General features: G+C 64.0%; 18 protein-coding genes and 3 rRNA genes. 12 read left to right on the forward strand and 9 right to left on the reverse strand.

Annotated elements, in window-relative coordinates; translation table 11 throughout:
- The first annotated feature begins 321 nt into the window (after positions 1 to 321).
- A complete protein-coding gene (locus OG876_RS27570) occupies positions 322 to 2316 on the forward strand; it encodes a glycoside hydrolase family 3 protein (RefSeq protein WP_328519539.1) in 1995 nt (664 codons plus the stop codon).
- Positions 2317 to 2604: 288 nt separating this feature from the next.
- Here OG876_RS27570 and OG876_RS27575 read toward each other — a convergent pair whose 3' ends face one another.
- The 6 genes from OG876_RS27575 to OG876_RS27600 form a co-directional block, all read right to left on the reverse strand.
- Positions 2605 to 2961: a MerR family transcriptional regulator gene (locus OG876_RS27575; protein ID WP_328519540.1), complete on the reverse strand. Its 357-nt coding sequence runs from the start codon at positions 2959 to 2961 to the stop codon at positions 2605 to 2607.
- A gap of 108 nt (positions 2962 to 3069) precedes the next feature.
- The gene (locus OG876_RS27580; RefSeq protein ID WP_328519541.1) at positions 3070 to 3456 is read right to left on the reverse strand and encodes a hypothetical protein; all 387 of its coding nucleotides are present in this window, start codon (positions 3454 to 3456) and stop codon (positions 3070 to 3072) included.
- Between the two features lie 13 nt (positions 3457 to 3469).
- Positions 3470 to 4156 carry a hypothetical protein gene (locus tag OG876_RS27585; protein ID WP_328519542.1) on the reverse strand — a complete coding sequence of 229 codons (687 nt, stop codon included), beginning with the start codon at positions 4154 to 4156 and terminating at the stop codon, positions 3470 to 3472.
- The gene (locus tag OG876_RS27590; protein WP_328519543.1) at positions 4153 to 6477 is read right to left on the reverse strand and encodes a MinD/ParA family ATP-binding protein; all 2325 of its coding nucleotides are present in this window, start codon (positions 6475 to 6477) and stop codon (positions 4153 to 4155) included. The genes OG876_RS27585 and OG876_RS27590 overlap by 4 nt, the downstream gene beginning before the upstream one ends.
- A 60-nt stretch (positions 6478 to 6537) precedes the next feature.
- Positions 6538 to 6735: a hypothetical protein gene (locus OG876_RS27595; protein ID WP_328519544.1), complete on the reverse strand. Its 198-nt coding sequence runs from the start codon at positions 6733 to 6735 to the stop codon at positions 6538 to 6540.
- Between the two features lie 72 nt (positions 6736 to 6807).
- Complete coding sequence (locus OG876_RS27600) at positions 6808 to 6999, reverse strand: hypothetical protein (RefSeq protein ID WP_328519545.1); 192 nt, start codon at positions 6997 to 6999, stop codon at positions 6808 to 6810.
- Between the two features lie 241 nt (positions 7000 to 7240).
- Between OG876_RS27600 and OG876_RS27605 the strand changes: the two genes are divergently transcribed.
- On the forward strand, positions 7241 to 7468 hold the full coding sequence (locus OG876_RS27605) for a hypothetical protein (protein ID WP_328519546.1): 228 nt from the start codon (positions 7241 to 7243) through the stop codon (positions 7466 to 7468).
- 150 nt (positions 7469 to 7618) lie between these two features.
- Positions 7619 to 8398: an AfsR/SARP family transcriptional regulator gene (locus OG876_RS27610; protein ID WP_328519547.1), complete on the forward strand. Its 780-nt coding sequence runs from the start codon at positions 7619 to 7621 to the stop codon at positions 8396 to 8398.
- Positions 8399 to 8467: 69 nt separating this feature from the next.
- Here the strand turns inward: OG876_RS27610 and OG876_RS27615 are convergent, their stop codons facing one another.
- Positions 8468 to 9292 (reverse strand): aldo/keto reductase, encoded by an 825-nt coding sequence (locus tag OG876_RS27615; RefSeq protein WP_328519548.1) that lies wholly within the window; start codon positions 9290 to 9292, stop codon positions 8468 to 8470.
- 200 nt (positions 9293 to 9492) lie between these two features.
- Between OG876_RS27615 and OG876_RS27620 the strand changes: the two genes are divergently transcribed.
- Both OG876_RS27620 and OG876_RS27625 read left to right on the forward strand, forming a co-directional pair.
- Complete coding sequence (locus OG876_RS27620) at positions 9493 to 10122, forward strand: hypothetical protein (protein ID WP_328519549.1); 630 nt, start codon at positions 9493 to 9495, stop codon at positions 10120 to 10122.
- 339 nt (positions 10123 to 10461) lie between these two features.
- A complete protein-coding gene (locus OG876_RS27625) occupies positions 10462 to 11484 on the forward strand; it encodes a hypothetical protein (protein WP_328519550.1) in 1023 nt (340 codons plus the stop codon).
- A 59-nt stretch (positions 11485 to 11543) separates the two neighbouring features.
- Here the strand turns inward: OG876_RS27625 and OG876_RS27630 are convergent, their stop codons facing one another.
- Positions 11544 to 11837, reverse strand: coding sequence for a hypothetical protein (locus OG876_RS27630; protein WP_328519551.1), 294 nt, complete (start codon positions 11835 to 11837; stop codon positions 11544 to 11546).
- A 140-nt stretch (positions 11838 to 11977) separates the two neighbouring features.
- Here OG876_RS27630 and OG876_RS27635 point away from each other — a divergent pair, with 140 nt between their 5' ends.
- The 7 genes from OG876_RS27635 to rrf all read left to right on the forward strand — a co-directional run bounded on the left by OG876_RS27635 (position 11978) and on the right by rrf (position 20604).
- Positions 11978 to 12331, forward strand: a complete 354-nt coding sequence (locus OG876_RS27635; RefSeq protein WP_328519552.1) for a helix-turn-helix transcriptional regulator — start codon at positions 11978 to 11980, stop codon at positions 12329 to 12331.
- Positions 12332 to 12382: 51 nt separating this feature from the next.
- A complete protein-coding gene (locus OG876_RS27640) occupies positions 12383 to 12586 on the forward strand; it encodes a KTSC domain-containing protein (protein ID WP_328519553.1) in 204 nt (67 codons plus the stop codon).
- 72 nt (positions 12587 to 12658) lie between these two features.
- Positions 12659 to 12886 (forward strand): hypothetical protein, encoded by a 228-nt coding sequence (locus OG876_RS27645; protein WP_328519554.1) that lies wholly within the window; start codon positions 12659 to 12661, stop codon positions 12884 to 12886.
- 77 nt (positions 12887 to 12963) lie between these two features.
- Positions 12964 to 14280: a serine hydrolase domain-containing protein gene (locus OG876_RS27650; protein ID WP_328519555.1), complete on the forward strand. Its 1317-nt coding sequence runs from the start codon at positions 12964 to 12966 to the stop codon at positions 14278 to 14280.
- 884 nt (positions 14281 to 15164) lie between these two features.
- A 16S ribosomal RNA gene (locus tag OG876_RS27655) occupies positions 15165 to 16682 on the forward strand.
- 490 nt (positions 16683 to 17172) lie between these two features.
- Positions 17173 to 20298, forward strand: a 23S ribosomal RNA gene (locus OG876_RS27660).
- Between the two features lie 188 nt (positions 20299 to 20486).
- Positions 20487 to 20604, forward strand: a 5S ribosomal RNA gene (gene rrf, locus OG876_RS27665).
- The 16S, 23S and 5S rRNA genes sit together here, the layout of an rRNA operon.
- Before the next feature lie 59 nt (positions 20605 to 20663).
- On the opposite strand, the gene OG876_RS27670 is transcribed toward rrf, so the two are convergent.
- Positions 20664 to 20945 carry a helix-hairpin-helix domain-containing protein gene (locus OG876_RS27670; RefSeq protein ID WP_328519556.1) on the reverse strand — a complete coding sequence of 94 codons (282 nt, stop codon included), beginning with the start codon at positions 20943 to 20945 and terminating at the stop codon, positions 20664 to 20666.
- Between the last annotated feature and the right edge of the window lie 33 nt (positions 20946 to 20978).

Below are 20978 nucleotides of genomic sequence, written 5' to 3' on the forward strand. Positions count from 1 at the left end.
CAAGATTGAAACCCGGTAGGGGCAGCCGGGTGGCGGGACCAACACCTCGGTAGAGGTGCCGCTGTGCTTGACCCTGCGGGATGAAGATGCGCCCTAGCGGTTCCTGCTACGTCTGCGAAGGCTGCGGCAGCACCACCGGCTGCAGCTGAGCCTGCCTATTGCTGAGCGCACCACGGCCCCGGGAACTTCCGACAATCCCCCGTGGGCCATGTGCGTGTGCCGCTCAGCGCATGAAGTGCGGCGAGTCCTTGACCGTAGCGGTCGATCGCCGGAGGGTGACGAGGAGAGCGCTCCACTCCTTTCTCGCCCAAGGAGAACGTCATGCGTTTGAGTAAATCACCGCATCGCACCTGGGCCGCGTTCGTCACCGTCGGCCTGGTGCTCGCACTGGTTTCGGTCCCGTCGTCGGGAGCTGCTCCCGACCGTGGGTCGTTCGATGCCTCGGCCCGCCCGCTGATCCGCAATAGCGGGCAGGCCTACCTGAACACCAGACTTCCCATCAAGGCGCGGGTTGCAGACCTCCTGCGGCGGATGACGCTGGAAGAGAAGGTCGGCCAGATGACCCAGGCCGAGCGAGGTGCTGTGACGAATGACGCCTCGCTCGTCAGCACCTGGCGGCTCGGCTCGGTGCTGTCCGGCGGTGGCTCGGTGCCGACCCCCAACACCCCGCAGGCCTGGGCCGACATGGTCGACAGGTTCCAGGCTGCCGCGTTGCAGACCCGCCTGCAGATCCCGATCCTGTACGGCGTCGACTCCGTGCACGGCCACGGGAATTTGCTCGGGGCAACAGTATTCCCGCACAACATCGGACTCGGATCGACCTGGGATCCCGAGCTGGTGAAGCGGATCGAACACGTCGTGGCTGAAGAGACCCGTGCCACCGGACCGCAGTGGGCGTTCGCCCCGTGCGTCTGCGTCGCCCGCGACACCCGGTGGGGCCGCACGTACGAGAGCTTCTCGGAGAGCCCCGCTCTGGTGAGCAAGTTCGCAGCCGCGATCGAGGGCTTCCAGGGCAAGAACCTGGCCGCCTCGGATCGGGTGCTCGCCAGCGCCAAGCACTACGCGGGTGACGGTGACACCGAGTTCGGCTCGGCCGCCGGTGACTACACGATCGACCAGGGCATCACGGTGACGAACCGCCAGGACTTCGCCCGGTTCGACCTCGCGCCGTACCTTCCCGCCGTCGGCAAGTACGACGTCGGCACGGTGATGCCGTCGTTCTCCAGCATCGACTGGACCGAGGACGGCGTCGGTAACCCGATCAAGATGCACGCGAACCGTGAGCTCATCACCGACCTGCTGAAGGGCAAGCTCGGGTTCGACGGCTTCGTCATCTCCGACTGGGAGGGGATCCACCAGATCCCGGGCGACTGGGCAGAGCAGGTCCGGACCGGGGTCAACGCCGGTATCGACATGTTCATGGAGCCGAACGCGTACCAGTCCTTCGAGACCACGCTGCTCGACGAGGTGCGCGCCGGCCGAGTGTCCCAGGCCCGGATCGACGACGCCGTACGGCGGATCCTGACCAAGAAGTTCGAGCTCGGGCTGTTCGAGAAGCCCTACACGGACCGCACACATCTCGCCGACGTCGGCTCCGCTCAGCACCGCGCGCTCGCGCGTGAGGCCGTCGCCAAGTCGCAGGTGCTGCTGAAGAACTCGGACGGGCTGCTGCCGCTGAAGAAGAACGCCAAGGTGTACGTCGCCGGCCGCAACGCCGACGACATGGGGAACCAGGCCGGCGGCTGGACGCTCAGCTGGCAGGGCGCGTCGGGACAACACCGAATTCCTGGCAACACGATTCTCGACGGCATCCGGCAGGTTGCTCCTCAGGCGCAGGTGACCTACAGCAAGGACGGTTCGGCACCGACGGCGGGCAGCGACGTGGCTGTGGTGGTCGTCGGCGAGACTCCTTATGCGGAGGGCTTCGGCGACGTCGGCGGTCCGCTGTGGGCCTACGATCCCGAGGACGCCGGAGTGCCGCGTGAACCGAAGAGCCTGGATCTGCAACCGGTGGACCGGGCGGTCATCGACAAAGTGTGTGGAGCGATTGCCAAATGCGTGGTGCTGGTCGTCTCCGGCCGGCCGCAGGTCATCCCACCTGCGCAGCTCGGCACGATCGACGCCCTGGTCGCGTCCTGGCTGCCTGGCTCACAAGGCGAAGGCGTGGCCGACGTGCTGTTCGGCAACCGCCCCTTCACGGGCAAGCTGTCCCACAGTTGGCCACGCAGTGCCGACCAGGAGCCAATCAACATCGGCGACCGGAACTACCACCCCCTGTACCCCTTCGGCTGGGGACTCCGCACCAGTCGTCAGTAGCGACACATCCCAGCGCGTCGCGGTCAGCTGCTTAGGTAGCTGATCGCGACGACGCTCGGTCGTCCGGCGCCGGCCGGCCGGATGGGAACCGCGGCTGATCCGGCCGCCTTCGACCTTCTTGCCCTTGACAACCAGTACGACGGAGAGGCCGCCGACACCCTCGGTCTCGCGCAGGTCAAGCGCAGATGCCACTGGCTGGTGCTGATCCGATGGAGGCCAGGCGCGGATCCGAATGGCTGGTACATTCCCCGGTTGGGACAGGGCGGATGTGACTGGCCGGCGCTGGCGTCAGGGTTTTCCGGCTTCGGCGACTGTGATGGCCTGCTCCAGGGTTTGCCGAGCGCGCGCCAGCTCGGCTGCCCGCTCGTCCAGCCGGCTGAGTTGCTGGCGCAGCTTGTCCAGCACACCTGGGCACGGAGTCAGCGAGCCATCGGTATGGGCACACGGCAGCACCTGCTTGATGATGCTGGTCGACAAACCCGCGGCGAGCAACGCGCGAATCTGCCTGACCGTCAGCTCAGCCGCTGCGTCGTACTGGCGATACCCATTGGCCTGCCGACTCGACACAAGCAGTCCCACACGTTCGTAGTACCGCAGCAGCCGCTCACTAGTGCCGGTGCGCTTAGCCAGCTGCCCGATCAACATCGCATCTCCCGCTGAACTTGACGTTGTAACAATGTCAACGTTCAACCCTGATCCCGACCGCCGCATTCCGGGCCGCATCCCGAGCGCGGCCCCGATGTCGCCGACTCCTCAGCCGCCGGCGTAGCTGATCGCGACGACGCTCGAACTGCTGCTGATCCGGCCGCTGTCGACTTTCTTGCCCTTGACAACCAGTACGACGGAGAGGCCGTCGGAGCCCTTGGTCTTGCGCAGGTTGACGGTGTAGGCGCCGTTCGACGCCTTGACCTGGAAGGTGGCGGATCCACAGCCCTTCTTGGTCGTCGCGCCGATCCGGCCCGCCCAGCAGGTCTTCTTCGAGGCGCTGATTCGCACGGTGGCACCCGTCTGTGTGCTGGTCGTGGTCGTCGTCTTTCCCCTGCCGCCGGTGCTGGTCGTGGTCTTGGGCGGATCGCAACCGGTCAGCACCAGCGAGACCAGCAATGCGATCGCGAGGGTCGTCCATCGGCGGACAGACATCGGGGACCTCCCGTCATCCGGTCTTGACGGTCAACTGTGGCTTCACGCTGGTCGGCTTCAGTTCCTTCTGAACCAGCGCTTCGATACCCGTCAGCCCGTTGTTGTCCTTCGTCGCCGCGAGCCGAGCCGCCTTGGTGCGCGTCGAGAGCTGCGCCTGCAGTTCCCGCGCGAGCGCCTCCAGTTGCTGTCGGCCATCGCGAGAGAACGTGCGGTGCTTGCTGGTGACGACCACGAACTGCACCGCGATCGCCGCGGTCGTGCAGCCTGAGCAGGCCACGTTGACCGCGAGTGCGCGGTTCCGCGCGGTGATCGTCGTACCGGGTCGAACCACGACGATCTGGACGGACACACTGGTCGCCCTGCAGTTGCTGCAGCTCGACCACGCGGTGGCGACGTTGTCCGCCGTACCCTTCTTTGCCTTGTTCACATAGACGACCTGTACGGCGGCAGCGGTGCCTGTGCACGACTCGCAGGTGGCCGTTGCACTCGCCACGGCGTCAGCCTGAACCCGCTTGCCCCGGGCGCGTTCGACCATGGCGGTCCGGTCCGTGTCTGTACTACCTATCGTCCCGGGGTTGGCGGACGCGACCAGGTCGAAGTCCTGGCCTCTGCGGAACGTGAGCATGCTCGCGGTGCCTGTCGCACCTGTGACGAGGGACGCGATCACCAGGATCGCTTCGAGGCGCCGGGAAATGGTCATGACACTCCTTGGACTCTCAGGGACGGGTCAGCCACCGAGACGGGACTCCAGCGCTTCGCGGTGAAGCCACCGGCGACCAGTTCGGCGAGTTCCATGTAGGCGTCGCGGGTGGCAGAACGCAGGTCGTCGAGGTCGACGGCGGCACCGCTGTCCAGCGCCGGGTCCCACGGGATGCGGACCGTGCCGGCGCAGCGGGCGGAGAAGTGGTTCTCGATCTCGTCGAGCTGGACCCACCGTGGCCGGCCTCTGGTCGTGTTGATCACCGCGACGGCGGACGCCACCAGGTCCGCGTGCCCGTGCTGGTCCAGCCAGTCCAGCGTCCCGGCGGCGACCCGGGCGCCGTCGAGAGCGGGCGGCATCACCACGACGATCTGATCGGCCTCCCGCAGGATGCCTTGGATCGCGTTGTCCAGGATGCCGGTGCCGGTGTCGACGAGGATCAGGTTGTAGTGCTGGGTGAGCAGGTCGAGCACGTTGCGGTAGTCGCGGTCGCCCAGGGCCTGGCTGATGGTCGGGTCGTCGTCGGACGCGATCACCTCGAGCCGGCTCGGTGCCTGCGAGGTGTACTCGCGGAGGTCGGCGTACTTGGTGATCAGGTCGCGCTCACCCAGGAGGTTGGTCACCGTGGCCGGGGACTCGCGCCGGATCCGATAGATGAGTGAGCCCGCGTCGGGGTTGGCGTCGAGCGCGACAACGCGGTCTCCGCGGTGCGTGGCGAGCGTGTGGCCCAGCATCAGCGTCGTGGTGGTCTTCCCGGCTCCGCCCTTGCGGCTCAACGTGACCACGCGGCGGGGACCGCTCAGCGCCGTACGGATTCGCGCGATCCGCTCCTGCTCGCGTTGCTCGGCCAGACTGGGGCCGACGTTGATCCGGCCGCTCGAGACGTAGTACAGCCCGTGACGCCAGCCGTGCCGCGACGGGGGGACCCGGCGGCGGAGCATCTTGTCCTCGGTGAACACAGCAGCGCTCGGCGGCTCGTCCAGAGCACCGTTGATTGCATCCATCGGTTCCTCCTCGGCCGGCGACGTTGCGGTGTGCCGGACTCGAACCGCCCGTACGACATGGAGAACAGATCTGATCAGAACCACACTGAGGCCAACGATCGGCAGGGTGATCGCCAGTAGCGAAAGCAGCATGAGGATCCCGGCGCCGAACTGTCCTGCCGCGATGAGTGCGCGTGCACTGGCCCACAAGCCACTCGAGCGATCCCAGAAGCCTGCCAGGTAGCCGGGAGCGTTCCAGATGAGAATTCCCAGGCCGATGAGCAAGGCGGGGACCGTCACCAGCACCCAGGTCGTGACGACCATGCGAGTGCGGAGCCGGAGCTGCCCCACACCGGGATCGCTGCGACGACCTGGCAGGAAGCTCCGCACGATCGGCCGTACGTGCCCGAAGAGGTTCGGTACGCCGGCCAGATCGCCGAGAATGTAGTACCCGTCGAAGCGGACCACCGGCAGCAGTTGCTGGATGATCTCCAGGTGGGACAGGGCGATCACCGCCAGCAAGGGAGCCCACCCGGTCCACAGATACATCGTGGCCGCGACAACGATGAAGACCGAGTTGAAGTAGACGCCGCCCAGATCGGTCCGCAGCCGGCCCGCGCGGTTGAGCCGGTAGGCGCTGGTCACGTTCGTGTAGAAGGCAGGGATCCACAGGTAGATCCCGACGCCGATCGGGCCGGGCTTGGCACCGCCGTAGCTGCAGCCGGCGGCGTGACCGAACTCGTGGAAAATCGTTGCTATCAGCAACAGAACCAGGACGGCGAGCACACCGGCGGGATCCACAAGGGAGCTGAAGACCGACCTGGCGGGCAGGGTGGTCACCACCCACACGTCGAATGCGATCGCTCCCGCGAGGATCGCGACAATGATCGGACGATGGAACAGCGGCGCGAAGACGCGTCCGATCACGCGAACCGCACTGGCGGGCACCAGCACACCCCGGACGCTCAACGCCAACAGGGGATCAGCTTTTCGTTGTCCGACCGGCGCGCCGTTCCAGAGTGCGACCAGTCCCGACGGCCCGAGTTTCTCGTGGATGAGGCGGACCAGGTCGTCGGGATCGAGCCGCTGACCGTACGCGCGGCTCACGCGCTCGGCCAGCAGATCGGTCGACGCGCGCCCGTCGGCGTTCTCGACGATCAGGTACAGCAGTCTGGTCAGCAGCACCATCTGCCGGTCGGCCCGCTCGGCCAGGTAGCGCTCGTCCCGGAACCCGGAGCCCTCGTACCTACCGAGCAGGCGTACGCCCGCCGCCCGGCTCGGCCTGGGGCCGCCGCGCAGCGGGACTGTGTGGGTGCCGCCTTCTGCCGTCGTCACCATGCGGGCTTCCGGGCGATGCGGGGGGCGCGGGCCCCCCGCACGTTCCGTGCGCCGGCACAGCTACCGCTGGAACGCAGCCACATGCTGCAGTGCCGCGGCAGCCGCGGTCGACCCGATCGTCCCCGCGTTCACGGCGATCGCCAGGTTGACGGCGGTGATGTTGGTGATGTTGATCAGCGCCAGCGCCTCGCGCGTGGGCAGCAGTTCGGCCGACTGGCCGGCAACCTCCGTCCGGGAGATCCTGCCGAGATCCGTCATCGAAACCCCCTCCGTTCTGCGGCGTGCGGACGGCGCATTCGGCATCGCCGCCCGCACGCCCGATTCGCCCGGCTAGTGCTGCTTGATCACGATCGTCTGTACGGCCGCGGCCTTGGCCACGGACCAGTACGACGCCGCGTTCAACGCGACCGCCGTGTTGGACGCGTAGACGTTCGCCCAGTTGTAGGAACCCAGCGCCTCCCGCTCCGGCAGTACCTGGATCTCCTCCAGATCGAGCTCGACCGCCGTCAGTTTCTCGTTCATGAGTCACCTCCTCCACCCTGTTCGGTGCTCATAGCAAGTGGAGTCCGGGTCGCATGCTCAAAGCGTTGTCACGGCGTTGTCACGGCGTTGTCCCGGCGTTGTCACAGCGCTGTCAGGAAGGTGGTGGTCGACGTAACGGCCGCTATCGGGGATCGTTGGCTCATCGTGGATCTTCCGGTTTTGTCCGCCTCCGTACGGCGGCACGAGGGAGCGGATCCGTCCGTCCGCGGGGGAGTGGAACATGACTGATCAGGCGCAGTCCGGGGCGATGCCGGACGCGGCGGTACTGGTCATCCGGGTCTGGCGGGAGACGATCGGCGCGGGCGGCCTCAGGGCCCGCATCACCCAGCGCCCCGACCTCGGCGCTGAAGCCGAGACGACCACAGTGGTGACCTCGCCGGAGGCCGTTTACCGCGAGGTCCGGGCCTGGCTCGAGGAGTTCGAGGGCCGAACGGCGGGTCAGTCTTGACATCCGGCGCTTCCTGCCCCACGGTGCAATGAAGTGGGTGGCAGTTGGTGGTTCGGCCGTCACACACAGCGGGGATATCTGCGAGCAACACAGCCGGGGGGCGGGCTTGCGCTGAGGCGCGCCATCGCCTCCACAAGGGGAGGCCGTGCGGTGCGGACATTCTCGCGGTGTGATCTTCGACTTCAGCTGCTCGGGGACTGGCTCCTGACAGCCGCCGACGACCGGGTCGGGGCAGTGGCGCAGATCGAACTGCCGGCCGGCCCGCAGCACCTGGTTGCGCTCTTGGCCCTCAACAGCCGCTGCGCCCGGACCCACGCGGCGGCGATGCTGTGGCCGGACTGCACCGACGAGGTCGCGGCCGCCCGCCTTCGTGCAATCTTGTGGCGGCTGCGGCACCGGCATGCCGGCGTACCACCGCTGCTCGTCATCGGCGACGCATGGCTCGCTCTGGCTGACGAGGTCGTTGTCGATGTCAACCGGTTCCTGGACGGCGCGGAGTTGCTGATCCGCGACGACCCGGACGTCGGGAGTGCGGAGGCCGAGGACGCCGCTGCCGCCGTGCTGCACTCCTCCGAACTACTGCCCGGCTGGTACGACGACTGGGTGCTGGCCGCACGTGAACGCCTGCAGTACTTGCGTCTGGGCGCTCTCGACGCACTCGCGACCCGGCGCCGAAGGCAAGGGCGCACTCACGAGGCCCTCCAGGCGGCGCGGGCCGCGATCAGCATCGAACCGCTCCACGAGAGCGCGCATCGCACCATTGTCGAGACCCACCTGGAGAGCGGCGATCTCGTCGAGGCCATCAAGCACTACCAAAGATTCGAGACCATGCTCGACCGGGAACTGGGCTTCCCACCGAGCGACATCTTTCAGGAGATGGTCAGCCCCTACCTGACCGTTGCCTCCCGCAAGGTGGTCCGGAACCGCTGAACCTTGTTTGTGGCTTGCCGGCCAGCGGGTCGTCAATCGCCGGGCCGGGTCGTCCATACGCTCGACCTGTCAGTGGCCGGCTCGGTCTGAGTCGGCGGCGGGTTTGGCGGTGTGGTCGAGGGCCGACAGGGCGGCCAACTCGGCATCGGTCAAGTCGAAGTCGAATACGGCCAGGTTGTCCTCGAGGCGTCCGCGGTCGCTTGACTTCGGGATCGGTACGACGTCCTGCTGTGTCTCCCACCGCAGGACCACCTGGCCCGGCGACCTCCCATGCGTCTTCGCGATGTCCTGCACCGTCGGATGACTCAGGAGCTCGGTCCCCTTCCCAAGCGGGCTCCAGGCCTCTGTGACGATCCCGTGCGCGGCATGGAACTCCCGCTCGGCCGCCTTCGCCCACACCGGACTGAGCTGGACCTGGTTCACCTCCGGCGCCTCGCCCGTCTCGTCGATCAACCGCTGCAGATGCGCGGGCTTGAAGTTCGACGTACCGATCGCCCGCACCAGCCCCGCCTCCCGCAGCGCGATCAGCCCACGCCATGCGTCGACGTACCGGTCCTGCTGCGGATTCGGCCAATGGATCAGCAGCAGGTCCACGTATTCCACGCCGAGCTTCTCCGCGCTCGCCTCGAACGCGACCCGAGGACCCTCGACACTGTGCCACCGCTTGTTGAACTTTGACGTCAAGAACACCTCGCCTCGAGGCAGGCCTCGCAACGCCCGCCCGACCCCGACCTCGTTCCGATAGTTCTCTGCCGTGTCGACCAGCCGATACCCCAGCTCGAGCGCCACACTCACGGCCCGTTCCGCATCTGCGTCGTTCATCGGCGACGTCCCCAACCCCAGCCGTGGCATCACCGCTCCGTGACTCAACGTGACTGTCGGAACCTGGCTCATCCATCTCCTCCTTCGGCGAACGCTGCCCGGCCACCGTACGTCGATCACGATCCGCGCTCACCGCCCGGGCGGCCCGATCCCGTCGTACGTCGTAAGGCCAGGCGGCCAGTCTCAGCACCGGCAAACCGGGCGCCAACTGTCGGATCCGTGGTTCATCATGGTTGCTGGCGGGGATCGAAACACCTTGGAGGGATAGGCGTATGAAGAATCGGCTGATCACTCTGGTGGACCTCGGTCTTGACAGTTCGTTCGACGCGTCGATGTCCTTCGTCCAGGGGATCACCGGGAACATCAACGCCGGCTGGGACCAGCCGGTGATCGACGTGAACTTCGTCCGCACCCGCGACCACGAGACCGCCTTCTCCGCGCTCACCACCCCCTCGACAGTGCTGCACGTGATGGCACACGGTGACCACAGCGAGGAGCCCTCCTTCCTGTCCACCGACGGCCAGACCCAGGTCTCGCTGCGGTCGCTGGCGGAGTGGTTCCTGGACCGCCAGTGGGGGATCGCCAGCGGCGTGGTCATCGCCGACGGCTGCAAGACCGGCATCGGCAAGTGGCAGCGCGCCATCCGCGATTGCCTCCAGGACGACATCACATACATCGGCACCAGCACCGTCATCGGCTGGTACGAGGCCACCGTCTTCTGCTCCGCCTTCTATGGCGCTCTGGTCCGCAACCGCGGCCTCGGCCGCACCCCGGCCGAACAAGGCTGGGACGCCGCCAACCGAGCCATCCGCGCCTACGAAACCCTCACCGACGCCCGCTGCCCCTACAAACCCGTCCTCCTGACCCCCTCCCGCCGAGCCCTCCGCTCCCTCACCGGCTGACCGGCGCCCGCGCACTGCCCCTCCGCCTGGACCGGATCCTGGAGCGCGAACCGGGCGACGTCGGATCATGCGGTTGGCGCCCGGCCGTGTGGAGGATTGTCGGCCGGGTGCCAACCGCTGTCTTGGTCGCGGCAACGCCGCCGTAGCCCCTGGGGCAAGCCCGACACGCGTGGGGCGACTACTTTGGGTTAGCCATGTGAAACTTTTGGTGGGCACGTCGTGTGGCGCGTCCGTGGTCTGGGTTGCCGGTGACCTGGATGGAGTAGGGACGGGGGAAGCCGTCCAGTACGCATTCCCCGACCTGCTGACGTCCGCCCGACATGGTGAAGGAACGCCACCATGAAGTTGCACCGGAATACCCTCCTGACCGCTGCCGCGATTGTCCTGATCCTGTACGTCGTTTCGCTCATCGTCGGTCTGCCGGGATGGGCCGCGGTCGTGCTCACTGTGGTCCTGCTCGTCCTGCTGGCTGTGGTCTGGAAGCAGCCCGACGAACCCCGTCCCGTCGTGACCAAGCCGGCACCGGCGCCATCCGTCGTACTGCCCGATCGGGAGCCGGTCTTCTCCGGTCCGCCGACGCGGACGGTCGCCGACGTACGACTGCCGTCTGCTTCGCCGGACTTCCAGTTCAGCTTCTCGGCGATCGTGCAGTGGTCGACCGTGTTGTCCGGTACGCGGCACGCCGACCTGGGTGCGGTCGCGGTCGATGCCTTGCTCGAGCGCGCTCGCGCCCTGACCGCGAGACAGCAGGTCACTGAGGAGTCGCTCAACCAGCACCGCCTGGCCGCACTCCTCGGCGAACCCGCCCTCGACGAGAAGGGGCAAGTGCGCAGTTGGGCCACCGAGGTGCGGCTGCGATTGCCGGACGCGGATCAGAAGCACCTCCAGCACCTCGCCGCCCTGCACCGCCGGGAGCAGACGACTCTGCTCGAACGCCGGATGGAGCAAGACAAACGTGCGTACCTGAAGGAGGACGTCTTCGCCACCCCTGGGTCGGCCGCGGTCTGGTGGCTCGTCAATCACCCCGGCGAGGTCGAGAACGCGGTCGGCCTCCTCGACACTCTTTCCGAGCTGTCCGCCGCCGCGAACGATCCCCCGGTTCAACGCGCGGAAGCGATCGATCGTCCTCCGCCGACCCGCGCCGAACTCGCCTTCAGCGCCGCGGTCGACGACCTTGCTCAGGCAGACGGCGCGAGCCCGACGGACGAGTCCCAGCAGAGGACCGTCCCGCGGCACGCCGATGCCCAGCAAACCAAGGACAGCACCAGGGCCGGCGCCGCCAGGACCGACTTGAACGGGTCGGCGACGAAGTCGGCCAAGGACGCCCAAGGCGAGTACCGAGAGCAGTTCTATTCGGAGTAGGCCGGTGAGGCGGGCTGGCTGCAGGGTAGGCCCGCCCCACCGAGATCGGGAGCGCATGCTCATTCGTCCAGCCAGCGAATGACGGTCGCGCCGCTGTGACCGTGGATGCTGAGGAGGGCGTCGACACCGTCCGGCCAGACCGTGGTCGTCGGATAACGTCCGCCCCAATGCAGGGCGACCGTCCCGTCGGACCACTCGACTCCCTCCGCGACGACGCCCGTACCGCTGATGCCGGAGACGTCGACGTGACGGACCAGCTGGAAGCAGCGTGGCCCGGACTTGTTCGCGACTTTCAGATGACGCCGTCGCGGGGTCCGCAGCAGCGTCGCGGTTCTACCGCTGATCTCGTCCATGCGCAGAAGTCAACCGGTGGTTCGCCGGCCTCACCAGGAACTCAACCGGTATCCACAGGGCAGAAATTCTGCCCGCCGACGGTGACTTGATCGCCATATCCTCAGTGCAGGGAGTGATCGACACGCAAGGAGTGACAGCGATGACAGTCATCGAAGAATGGACCGGCCGGCACGCACACGCCCTGCGTACGGCGCTGCGGTTGACCAACGAGGCGTTCGCCGACCAGCTCGGCATCTCGCCACGCACGGTCACCAAATGGCGTGAGAGACCGGAGATGGTGCCGAGCCCGCACCTCCAGGATGCTCTCGACACCTTTCTCAGTCAGGCGTCGCCCGACGCCCGGGTCAGATTCGCGGCCAACCTGGGCCTGGATCACCGCCGATTACCGCTCGACCAATCGGCGTTGACCCAGCTCAACGCGGCGCTCGGCGATCTGGCCCGCGCCCTGGCACGCCTCGAGACCGAGGATCCGGAGCGATCACCGGCGCATTGATGGACGGTGCAGACTGGCGGGCGCAGCACGACGTACCGAGAGGAGCTGCGGATGAGGCGACGCCTGGTGAACTCGTCGAGCGTGCGGTCGGTCGGTTGGTCCGACGGCACGCTGGAGCTCGAGTACGTCAACGGCTACACGTACCAGTACTACGAGGTGCCGCAGCCGACGTACGCGGCCCTCCTCGCGGCGTCGAGTATCGGTGCGTACGTCAACGAGCACATCAAGCCGTACTACGAGTTCCGCGAGATCTGAGTTTCCGCCGGGACTTCGGCGGGCACCGGCTGGGACGGTCCACACGGGGGTGCGCCCAACCAGGAGGTGGATATGCGCACTCGTAGAGCCTCTACGACTCGTTCCCGCACCATCACGATCGTTCTTGTCATCTGGCTGCTCATCGGCCTGGCGGCCGCCACGCAGCGGAATTACTTCGCGGGATCAGACGCGACGTGCGCCAAGGTGGGCACGACGCTGGTCACCATCGTCGCCGGCCCACTCAACTACATCGGTGCCAATCCGAAGATCGACTGCAACGCGCCTGAGCCGTCGAGATAAGCCCTTCTCGCGGCGAACCGCGTCCGCCGTACCGTTCCCTCCCAGAGGCTCTGAACCACGGAGTCGAGGGAGGGAACGTGGACGTTCTGCGCGCTGGGATCGAGACGGATCTCGAGGAGTTCAAGGTGCCCGGCGCGAGCTGGGCGGTATTCGAGGACGGTGAGATCCATCAGACCGGGACGGCCGGTCTGGTGGAGGCCGGCGGGTCTGCGGCCGTCACGCCGGACACGTTGTTCCAGGCTGCCTCGATCAGCAAGCCGGTCGCCGTACTGGCGATGCTCAGGCTGGTCGACCGTGGATTGCTCGACCTCGACGAGGACGTGAATCGGAAGCTCACGTCATGGCAGGTCCCGCCGACCGGCTATTGGCAACCGGTCGTGACCTTGAGGCAGTTGGCCAGCCACACTGCGGGCCTGACAGTGCATGGGTTCCCTGGATATCGCCATGACGATGCGCTGCCGACGACAGTGCAGATCCTCGACGGCGTGCGCCCGACGAACACCTTCGGCGTCCGGGTCGACCTGATCCCTGGGACGCAGTTCAGGTACGCCGGCGGCGGCACGATCGTCATGCAGCAGCTACTCGAGGACGTGACAGGCACGCCGTTCTGCGAACTGGTCCGTGAGCTCGTGCTGGAACCATTCGGCATGTCTGACAGCGACTACGCGCAGCCGCTTCCACCAGAGCTTCACGCGAGAGCAGCGACCGCTCACGACGAACTCGGCTGCCCGCTCGACAGCAGATGGCACGCTTACCCAGAGGTGGCCGCCGCGGGCCTCTGGACGACGCCGACGGACCTCGCGAAGTTGGCCATCGGTGTCCAGCGGACGTACGCCGGGACCGACGACGCACTCCTGTCGCCCGAGCTAGCCCGGCAGATGCTCACGTCCCAGATCGCTGCAAGCGAGCGGATCGGTGGGCTGGGTCATCTGGGACTTGGGTTCTTCCTTGACGACACTGGGCAGCGGTTTGGACACAGTGGCGGCAATGCGGGGTTCCGCTGTCATCTGCTGGCGTATCGCGACACCGGACAAGGCGCCGTCGTCATGACCAACGGTGACAACGGCTCGTGGGTGGTCATGAGCGCGTTCGCCGCTATTGCGTCGGCATACGGCTGGGAGGAGTACCCGCAGGACGTCGAGCTTCCGGATCTACCGGCTGACGAGGTGCTGGCTGACCTTGTCGGCTCGTACCGACTGGACGGCAGGATGGCGTTCACGATCGAGCGGCGGGGGAGCGGCCTGGAGGTGACGTTCGACGGTCAGCCGCCGCTGCGCTTCATGCCGCGGTCGGCGACGCGGTTCGCGGTCGGCACTGGCACCGAGCTCGAGGTACGCGACGGCGGACTGGTCTTCCAGCAGGAGGGCGCGGAGCTCGCCTGCGCGCGGGAATAGGAGCTGGGGTGGCCCGGTTACATCTGATGCCGCTCGGTTCATGACCCCGGGCCCCAACTTAAGCCGCTACGAGCGGCCACTCGCCGAGAGGCGTCTGCTGGGCGGTGCGTTACGTGACAGGTGGGAGTCGGTTGACCGGCTCCCACCTGTTCAGTTCCTGGTACGACGGTTGTGCCGGGAGCGGCCGTACGACGGTGTGGTGGCGGTGCCTGTGGATGGCCCGGCGGCAAACCGCTTGTGTGGTGCGGCATCATGGAGATGTCGCTCGCGGAGACGTGAGTGAGTGATGTGACCAGAGGGACGACCACTGCTTCGTCTCGACACCGGTTGGCCGGCGTCGAGGAGGGCGCACAGGGAGCCCGGACAGGGTCCGGGACCTCGATTTGCATCTGCACCGCGAATGTCAGTAATGTTCTTCTTGTTGGAGCGAGGCGCGGGACGCGAAAGCGGCCGGCAGCTCCGACAAACTCCCTGAAGGTCTCGGAAGCCGAAACACGCCTCGGCGGGTTTCGGTCACTGAGCCACGCAGGGGGACTGGGACGAAAGAGGCCGATTTGACCGGCCCCGGACGAAACAGTAAAGTTAGGCGAGTTGCCCCGGAGCTTCAAACGAAAGTCTGAAGCGCGGTGTGCGTCCGATTTTTGAGAACTCAACAGCGTGCCGAAAGTCAATGCCGAAATTGCATTAACCCCGTACATGGGCTTCGGATGATGTTCTGCCAGGGACCTTTCTGGGTTTTTGGTGGGGGTTGTTTGTTGTCTGTGTCGGATTCCTTTGAAATATTTTCTGGATTCAAGTCAGTTTGATTTGTTTCTGATGTTCAAAGGATCACTTTTTGTGGGTCTGTTTTCCGCGGCCTTTTGGTTGTGGTTGACATATAGATTTCAACGGAGAGTTTGATCCTGGCTCAGGACGAACGCTGGCGGCGTGCTTAACACATGCAAGTCGAGCGGTAAGGCCCCTTCGGGGGTACACGAGCGGCGAACGGGTGAGTAACACGTGAGCAACCTACCCTCAACTTTGGGATAAGCCTCGGAAACGGGGTCTAATACCGGATATGACCATAGGCTTCATGGTTTGTGGTTGAAAGTTCTGGCGGTTGGGGATGGGCTCGCGGCCTATCAGCTTGTTGGTGGGGTAATGGCCTACCAAGGCTTCGACGGGTAGCCGGCCTGAGAGGGCGACCGGCCACACTGGGACTGAGACACGGCCCAGACTCCTACGGGAGGCAGCAGTGGGGAATATTGCGCAATGGACGAAAGTCTGACGCAGCAACGCCGCGTGAGGGATGACGGCCTTCGGGTTGTAAACCTCTTTCAGCAGGGACGAAGCGAGAGTGACGGTACCTGCAGAAGAAGGACCGGCCAACTACGTGCCAGCAGCCGCGGTAATACGTAGGGTCCGAGCGTTGTCCGGAATTATTGGGCGTAAAGGGCTCGTAGGCGGTTCGTCACGTCGGGAGTGAAAACTCGGAGCTTAACTCCGAGCCTGCTTCCGATACGGGCAGACTAGAGGTAGGCAGGGGAGAGCGGAACTCCTGGTGTAGCGGTGGAATGCGCAGATATCAGGAAGAACACCGGTGGCGAAGGCGGCTCTCTGGGCCTTACCTGACGCTGAGGAGCGAAAGCGTGGGTAGCGAACAGGATTAGATACCCTGGTAGTCCACGCCGTAAACGTTGGGCGCTAGGTGTGGGGGACATTCCACGTCCTCCGTGCCGCAGCTAACGCATTAAGCGCCCCGCCTGGGGAGTACGGCCGCAAGGCTAAAACTCAAAGGAATTGACGGGGGCCCGCACAAGCGGCGGAGCATGCGGATTAATTCGATGCAACGCGAAGAACCTTACCTGGGTTTGACATATAGGGAAATCTCGCAGAGATGCGGGGTCCGTAAGGGTCCTATACAGGTGGTGCATGGCTGTCGTCAGCTCGTGTCGTGAGATGTTGGGTTAAGTCCCGCAACGAGCGCAACCCTCGTCCTATGTTGCCAGCACGTTATGGTGGGGACTCATAGGAGACTGCCGGGGTCAACTCGGAGGAAGGTGGGGATGACGTCAAGTCATCATGCCCCTTATGTCCAGGGCTTCACGCATGCTACAATGGCCGGTACAAAGGGCTGCGAAACTGCAAAGTGGAGCGAATCCCAAAAAGCCGGTCTCAGTTCGGATTGGGGTCTGCAACTCGACCCCATGAAGTCGGAGTCGCTAGTAATCGCAGATCAGCAACGCTGCGGTGAATACGTTCCCGGGCCTTGTACACACCGCCCGTCACGTCATGAAAGTCGGCAACACCCGAAGCCGGTGGCCTAACCCTTGTGGAGGGAGCCGTCGAAGGTGGGGCTGGCGATTAGGACGAAGTCGTAACAAGGTAGCCGTACCGGAAGGTGCGGCTGGATCACCTCCTTTCTAAGGAGCATTGACGCCAGGTTCCCGCAAGGGTCTGGTGTCTACTCGTCGTTTCCTGGACGTCCGTTCCAGGGCGACGGTGCTTCGGAATGTGGAACATTGACCATTAGGCCAGGATCTCGAGCAGTGAAGCTAGTACTACCCACTTGTGGGTGTGGAACGTGGAGCAGCGAAGAGTGAAGGGCCGAGGCGCGCTGTTGGGTCCTGAGAAATCGGGCCCGGCTCACTGGACGTGATGTCTGGGGGGTTGGATCTGGTTTTTCTGGGTCACAGCCACACTGGGTTGGTTCTGGTGTGGTGGGTGGCTGGGGCCGGCTCTCACCAAACTGCTGGTGGGTTCGCTTGATGGGTGTGTTGTTTCCCTGGATGGTGTTCTCGATCATGTGTGTGGTGGTTTAGGGGCTGGTGTTCCTGCCCGTATTTTGAGAACTGTATAGTGGACGCGAGCATCTCTTTGTAGCGTAATTTTGTCTTTTGTTGTTTGTTTTTGTGACAAGCTACTAAGGGCAATCGGTGGATGTCTTGGTACCAAGAGCCGATGAAGGACGTTGGAGCCTGCGATAAGCCCCGGGGAGTTGGCAACCGAGCTGTGATCCGGGGGTGTCCGAATGGGGAAACCCAGCTGGCATTCTAAAGCCAGTTACCAGTGCCTGAACACATAGGGTTCTGGAGGGAACGCGGGGAAGTGAAACATCTCAGTACCCGCAGGAAGAGAAAACAATAGTGATTCCGTGAGTAGTGGCGAGCGAAAGCGGATGAGGCTAAACCATGTGCGTGTGATAGCCGGCGTGCGTTGCGTATATGGGGTTGTGGGAGCATTCGGGTCTTAATGCCGTGAGACCGGAGAGTTATAAATCGCTGTTGAAGTCGAATCTTCTGGAATGTTGAGCCGTAGTGGGTTATAGCCCTGTAGGCGTAAGACAGTGACTCTTGAGTGTTTTCCCAAGTAGCACGGGACTCTTGAAATCCCGTGTGAATCTGGCGGGACCACCCGCTAAGCCTAAATACTTCTTGGTGACCGATAGCGGACTAGTACCGTGAGGGAAAGATGAAAAGTACCCCGGGAGGGGAGTGAAATAGTACCTGAAACCGGTTGCCTACAATCCGTCGGAGCATCTCCTTGTGGGGTGTGACGGCGTGCCTTTTGAAGAATGAGCCTGCGAGTTAGTGGTGTGTGGCGAGGTTAACCCGTGTGGGGTAGCCGTAGCGAAAGCGAGTCTGAATAGGGCGCTTTAGTCGCATGCTCTAGACCCGAAGCGGAGTGATCTATCCATGGGCAGGTTGAAGCGTGGGTAAGACCGCGTGGAGGACCGAACCCACCAGGGTTGAAAACCTGGGGGATGACCTGTGGATAGGGGTGAAAGGCCAATCAAACTCCGTGATAGCTGGTTCTCCCCGAAATGCATATAGGTGCAGCGTCGCGTGTTTCTTACCGGAGGTAGAGCACTGGATGGTCTAGGGGGCTTACCGGCTTACCGAAATCAGCCAAACTCCGAATGCCGGTAAGTGAGAGCGCGGCAGTGAGACTGCGGGGGATAAGCTCCGTAGTCGAGAGGGAAACAGCCCAGATCACCAGCTAAGGCCCCTAAGCGATTGCTAAGTGGAAAAGGATGTGGAGTTGCCCAGACAACCAGGAGGTTGGCTTAGAAGCAGCCACCCTTGAAAGAGTGCGTAATAGCTCACTGGTCAAGTGATTCCGCGCCGACAATGTAGCGGGGCTCAAGCAATCCGCCGAAGCTGTGGCATTCACACTCGTACCAGGCATTGACCTTTGGTTGGTGTCCAGGTGTGTGGATGGGTAGGGGAGCGTCGTGCAGCGTGTGAAGCAGCCTAGTGATGGAGTTGTGGATGCTGCACGAGTGAGAATGCAGGCATGAGTAGCGAATGACGGGTGAGAAACCCGTCCGCCGGATGATCAAGGGTTCCAGGGTCAAGCTAATCTGCCCTGGGTAAGTCGGGACCTAAGGCGAGGCCGACAGGCGTAGTCGATGGACAACGGGTTGATATTCCCGTACCGGCATTAACACGACCCGACCGAACCCGCTGATGCTAAGAACCAGAAGCCGTGATGCCTTCGGGCGGAGTGGTGGACGGTTTGACCCGAGGTGGTAGTAGGTGCATTGAGGAGTGACGCAGGAGGGTAGTCCAACCGCGGCGATGGTAGGCGCAAGCTGATCCGCGGGCAAGGTGGTAGGGCGAGGCATAGGCAAATCCGTGTCTCATGTGCCTGAGAGCCGAGGCGGACCCGTTTAGGGGAAGTGGATGATCCCATGCTGCCGAGAAAAACTTCGCAGTGAGTGTTAGAGCCGCCCGTACCCCAAACCGACACAGGTGATCAGGTAGAGAATACCGAGGCGATCGAGTGAACCATGGTTAAGGAACTCGGCAAAATGCCCCCGTAACTTCGGGAGAAGGGGGGCCGGATCCGTTAGGTGACTTGCTCACCGACGCGGTGATGGCCGCAGAGACCAGGCCCAAGCGACTGTTTACTAAAAACACAGGTCCGTGCGAAGAAGTAATTCGATGTATACGGACTGACGCCTGCCCGGTGCTGGAACGTTAAGGGGACAGGTTAGCTGGTTTCGGCCGGCGAAGCTTTGAACTTAAGCGCCAGTAAACGGCGGTGGTAACTATAACCATCCTAAGGTAGCGAAATTCCTTGTCGGGTAAGTTCCGACCTGCACGAATGGCGTAACGACTTGGGCGCTGTCTCAACCTTGGACTCGGCGAAATTGCATTACGAGTAAAGATGCTCGTTACGCGCAGCAGGACGGAAAGACCCCGGGACCTTTACTACAACTTGGTATTGGTGGTCGGTACAACTTGTGTAGGATAGGTGGGAGACTGTGAAGCTCGGACGCCAGTTCGGGTGGAGTCATCGTTGAAATACCACTCTGGTTGTTCTGGCTGTCTAACTTTGGTCCGTTATCCGGATCAGGGACAGTGCCTGGTGGGTAGTTTGACTGGGGCGGTCGCCTCCTAAAAGGTAACGGAGGCGCTCAAAGGTTCCCTCAGCCTGGTTGGCAATCAGGTGTCGAGTGTAAGTGCACAAGGGAGCTTGACTGTGAGACAGACATGTCGAGCAGGGACGAAAGTCGGAACTAGTGATCCGGCGGTGGCATGTGGGAGCACCGTCGCTCAACGGATAAAAGGTACCCCGGGGATAACAGGCTGATCTTCCCCAAGAGTCCATATCGACGGGATGGTTTGGCACCTCGATGTCGGCTCGTCGCATCCTGGGGCTGGAGTAGGTCCCAAGGGTTGGGCTGTTCGCCCATTAAAGCGGCACGCGAGCTGGGTTTAGAACGTCGTGAGACAGTTCGGTCCCTATCCGCTGCGCGCGCAGGAGACTTGAGAAGGGCTGCCCCTAGTACGAGAGGACCGGGGTGGACGAACCTCTGGTGTGCCAGTTGTTCCGCCAGGAGCACGGCTGGTTGGCTACGTTCGGGAGTGATAACCGCTGAAAGCATCTAAGCGGGAAGCACGCTTCAAGATGAGGTCTCCCACCGGGTTAACCGGGTAAGGCCCCCAGTAGACCACTGGGTTGATAGGCCAGAAGTGGAAGCACGGCAACGTGTGGAGCTGACTGGTACTAATAGGCCGAGGGCTTGTCACACACACCCACCCCTGGTGGGTAACAAGCCCCTAGATAGACTGCGCTACGTAACTGAGAGAAGTCTTCGCGTCCACTGTACGGTTCCCGAAATACGGTCAACCCCCAGCCCACCAGACCCCCAGGCCCGGCACACGCCGGCGGGAGGGTTTGTGGCTTGGCAGGATGGTTGGTTGATATTTCTATAGAGTTTCGGTGGCCATAGCGTCGGGGAAACACCCAGTCTCCATTCCGAACCTGGAAGTTAAGCCCGACAGCGCCGATGGTACTGCGATCGGGAGATCGTGGGAGAGTAGGACGCCGCCGGACATTCACACTGTTAAGGGCCACCCCACCGGGGTGGCCCTTAACATTTGCCCCGATGGTTCTCAACCAAGCAGTTGCTTGCGGGTGGGAGTGTAGGTCCACCATGGGCGAGCGGGGTTGCCGTTGGCTTGGTCCACGGCCGACATGATGGTGTCGAGCAGGCACGGATCGTGGCGGCGTCCGTCGACCGTGCAGATGGTGTCGTAGATGTCGACCGGGTCGCGGCCGGCGAGCTGGCGGACTTCGGTGATATCGGCCCGCTGCAGGTAGCCGGCTACGGCCTGCCCGACGTTTATGAGGGTCGTCAGATCTGAGGCTGTGGTGCTGTCTCGAGTGGGTGGCATCTGTCGATCGTCACTCGTGCGGAGTCTGGTGTC

Source organism: Kribbella sp. NBC_00359 (genome assembly GCF_036097425.1).
Classification (GTDB): Bacteria; Actinomycetota; Actinomycetes; order Propionibacteriales; family Kribbellaceae; genus Kribbella.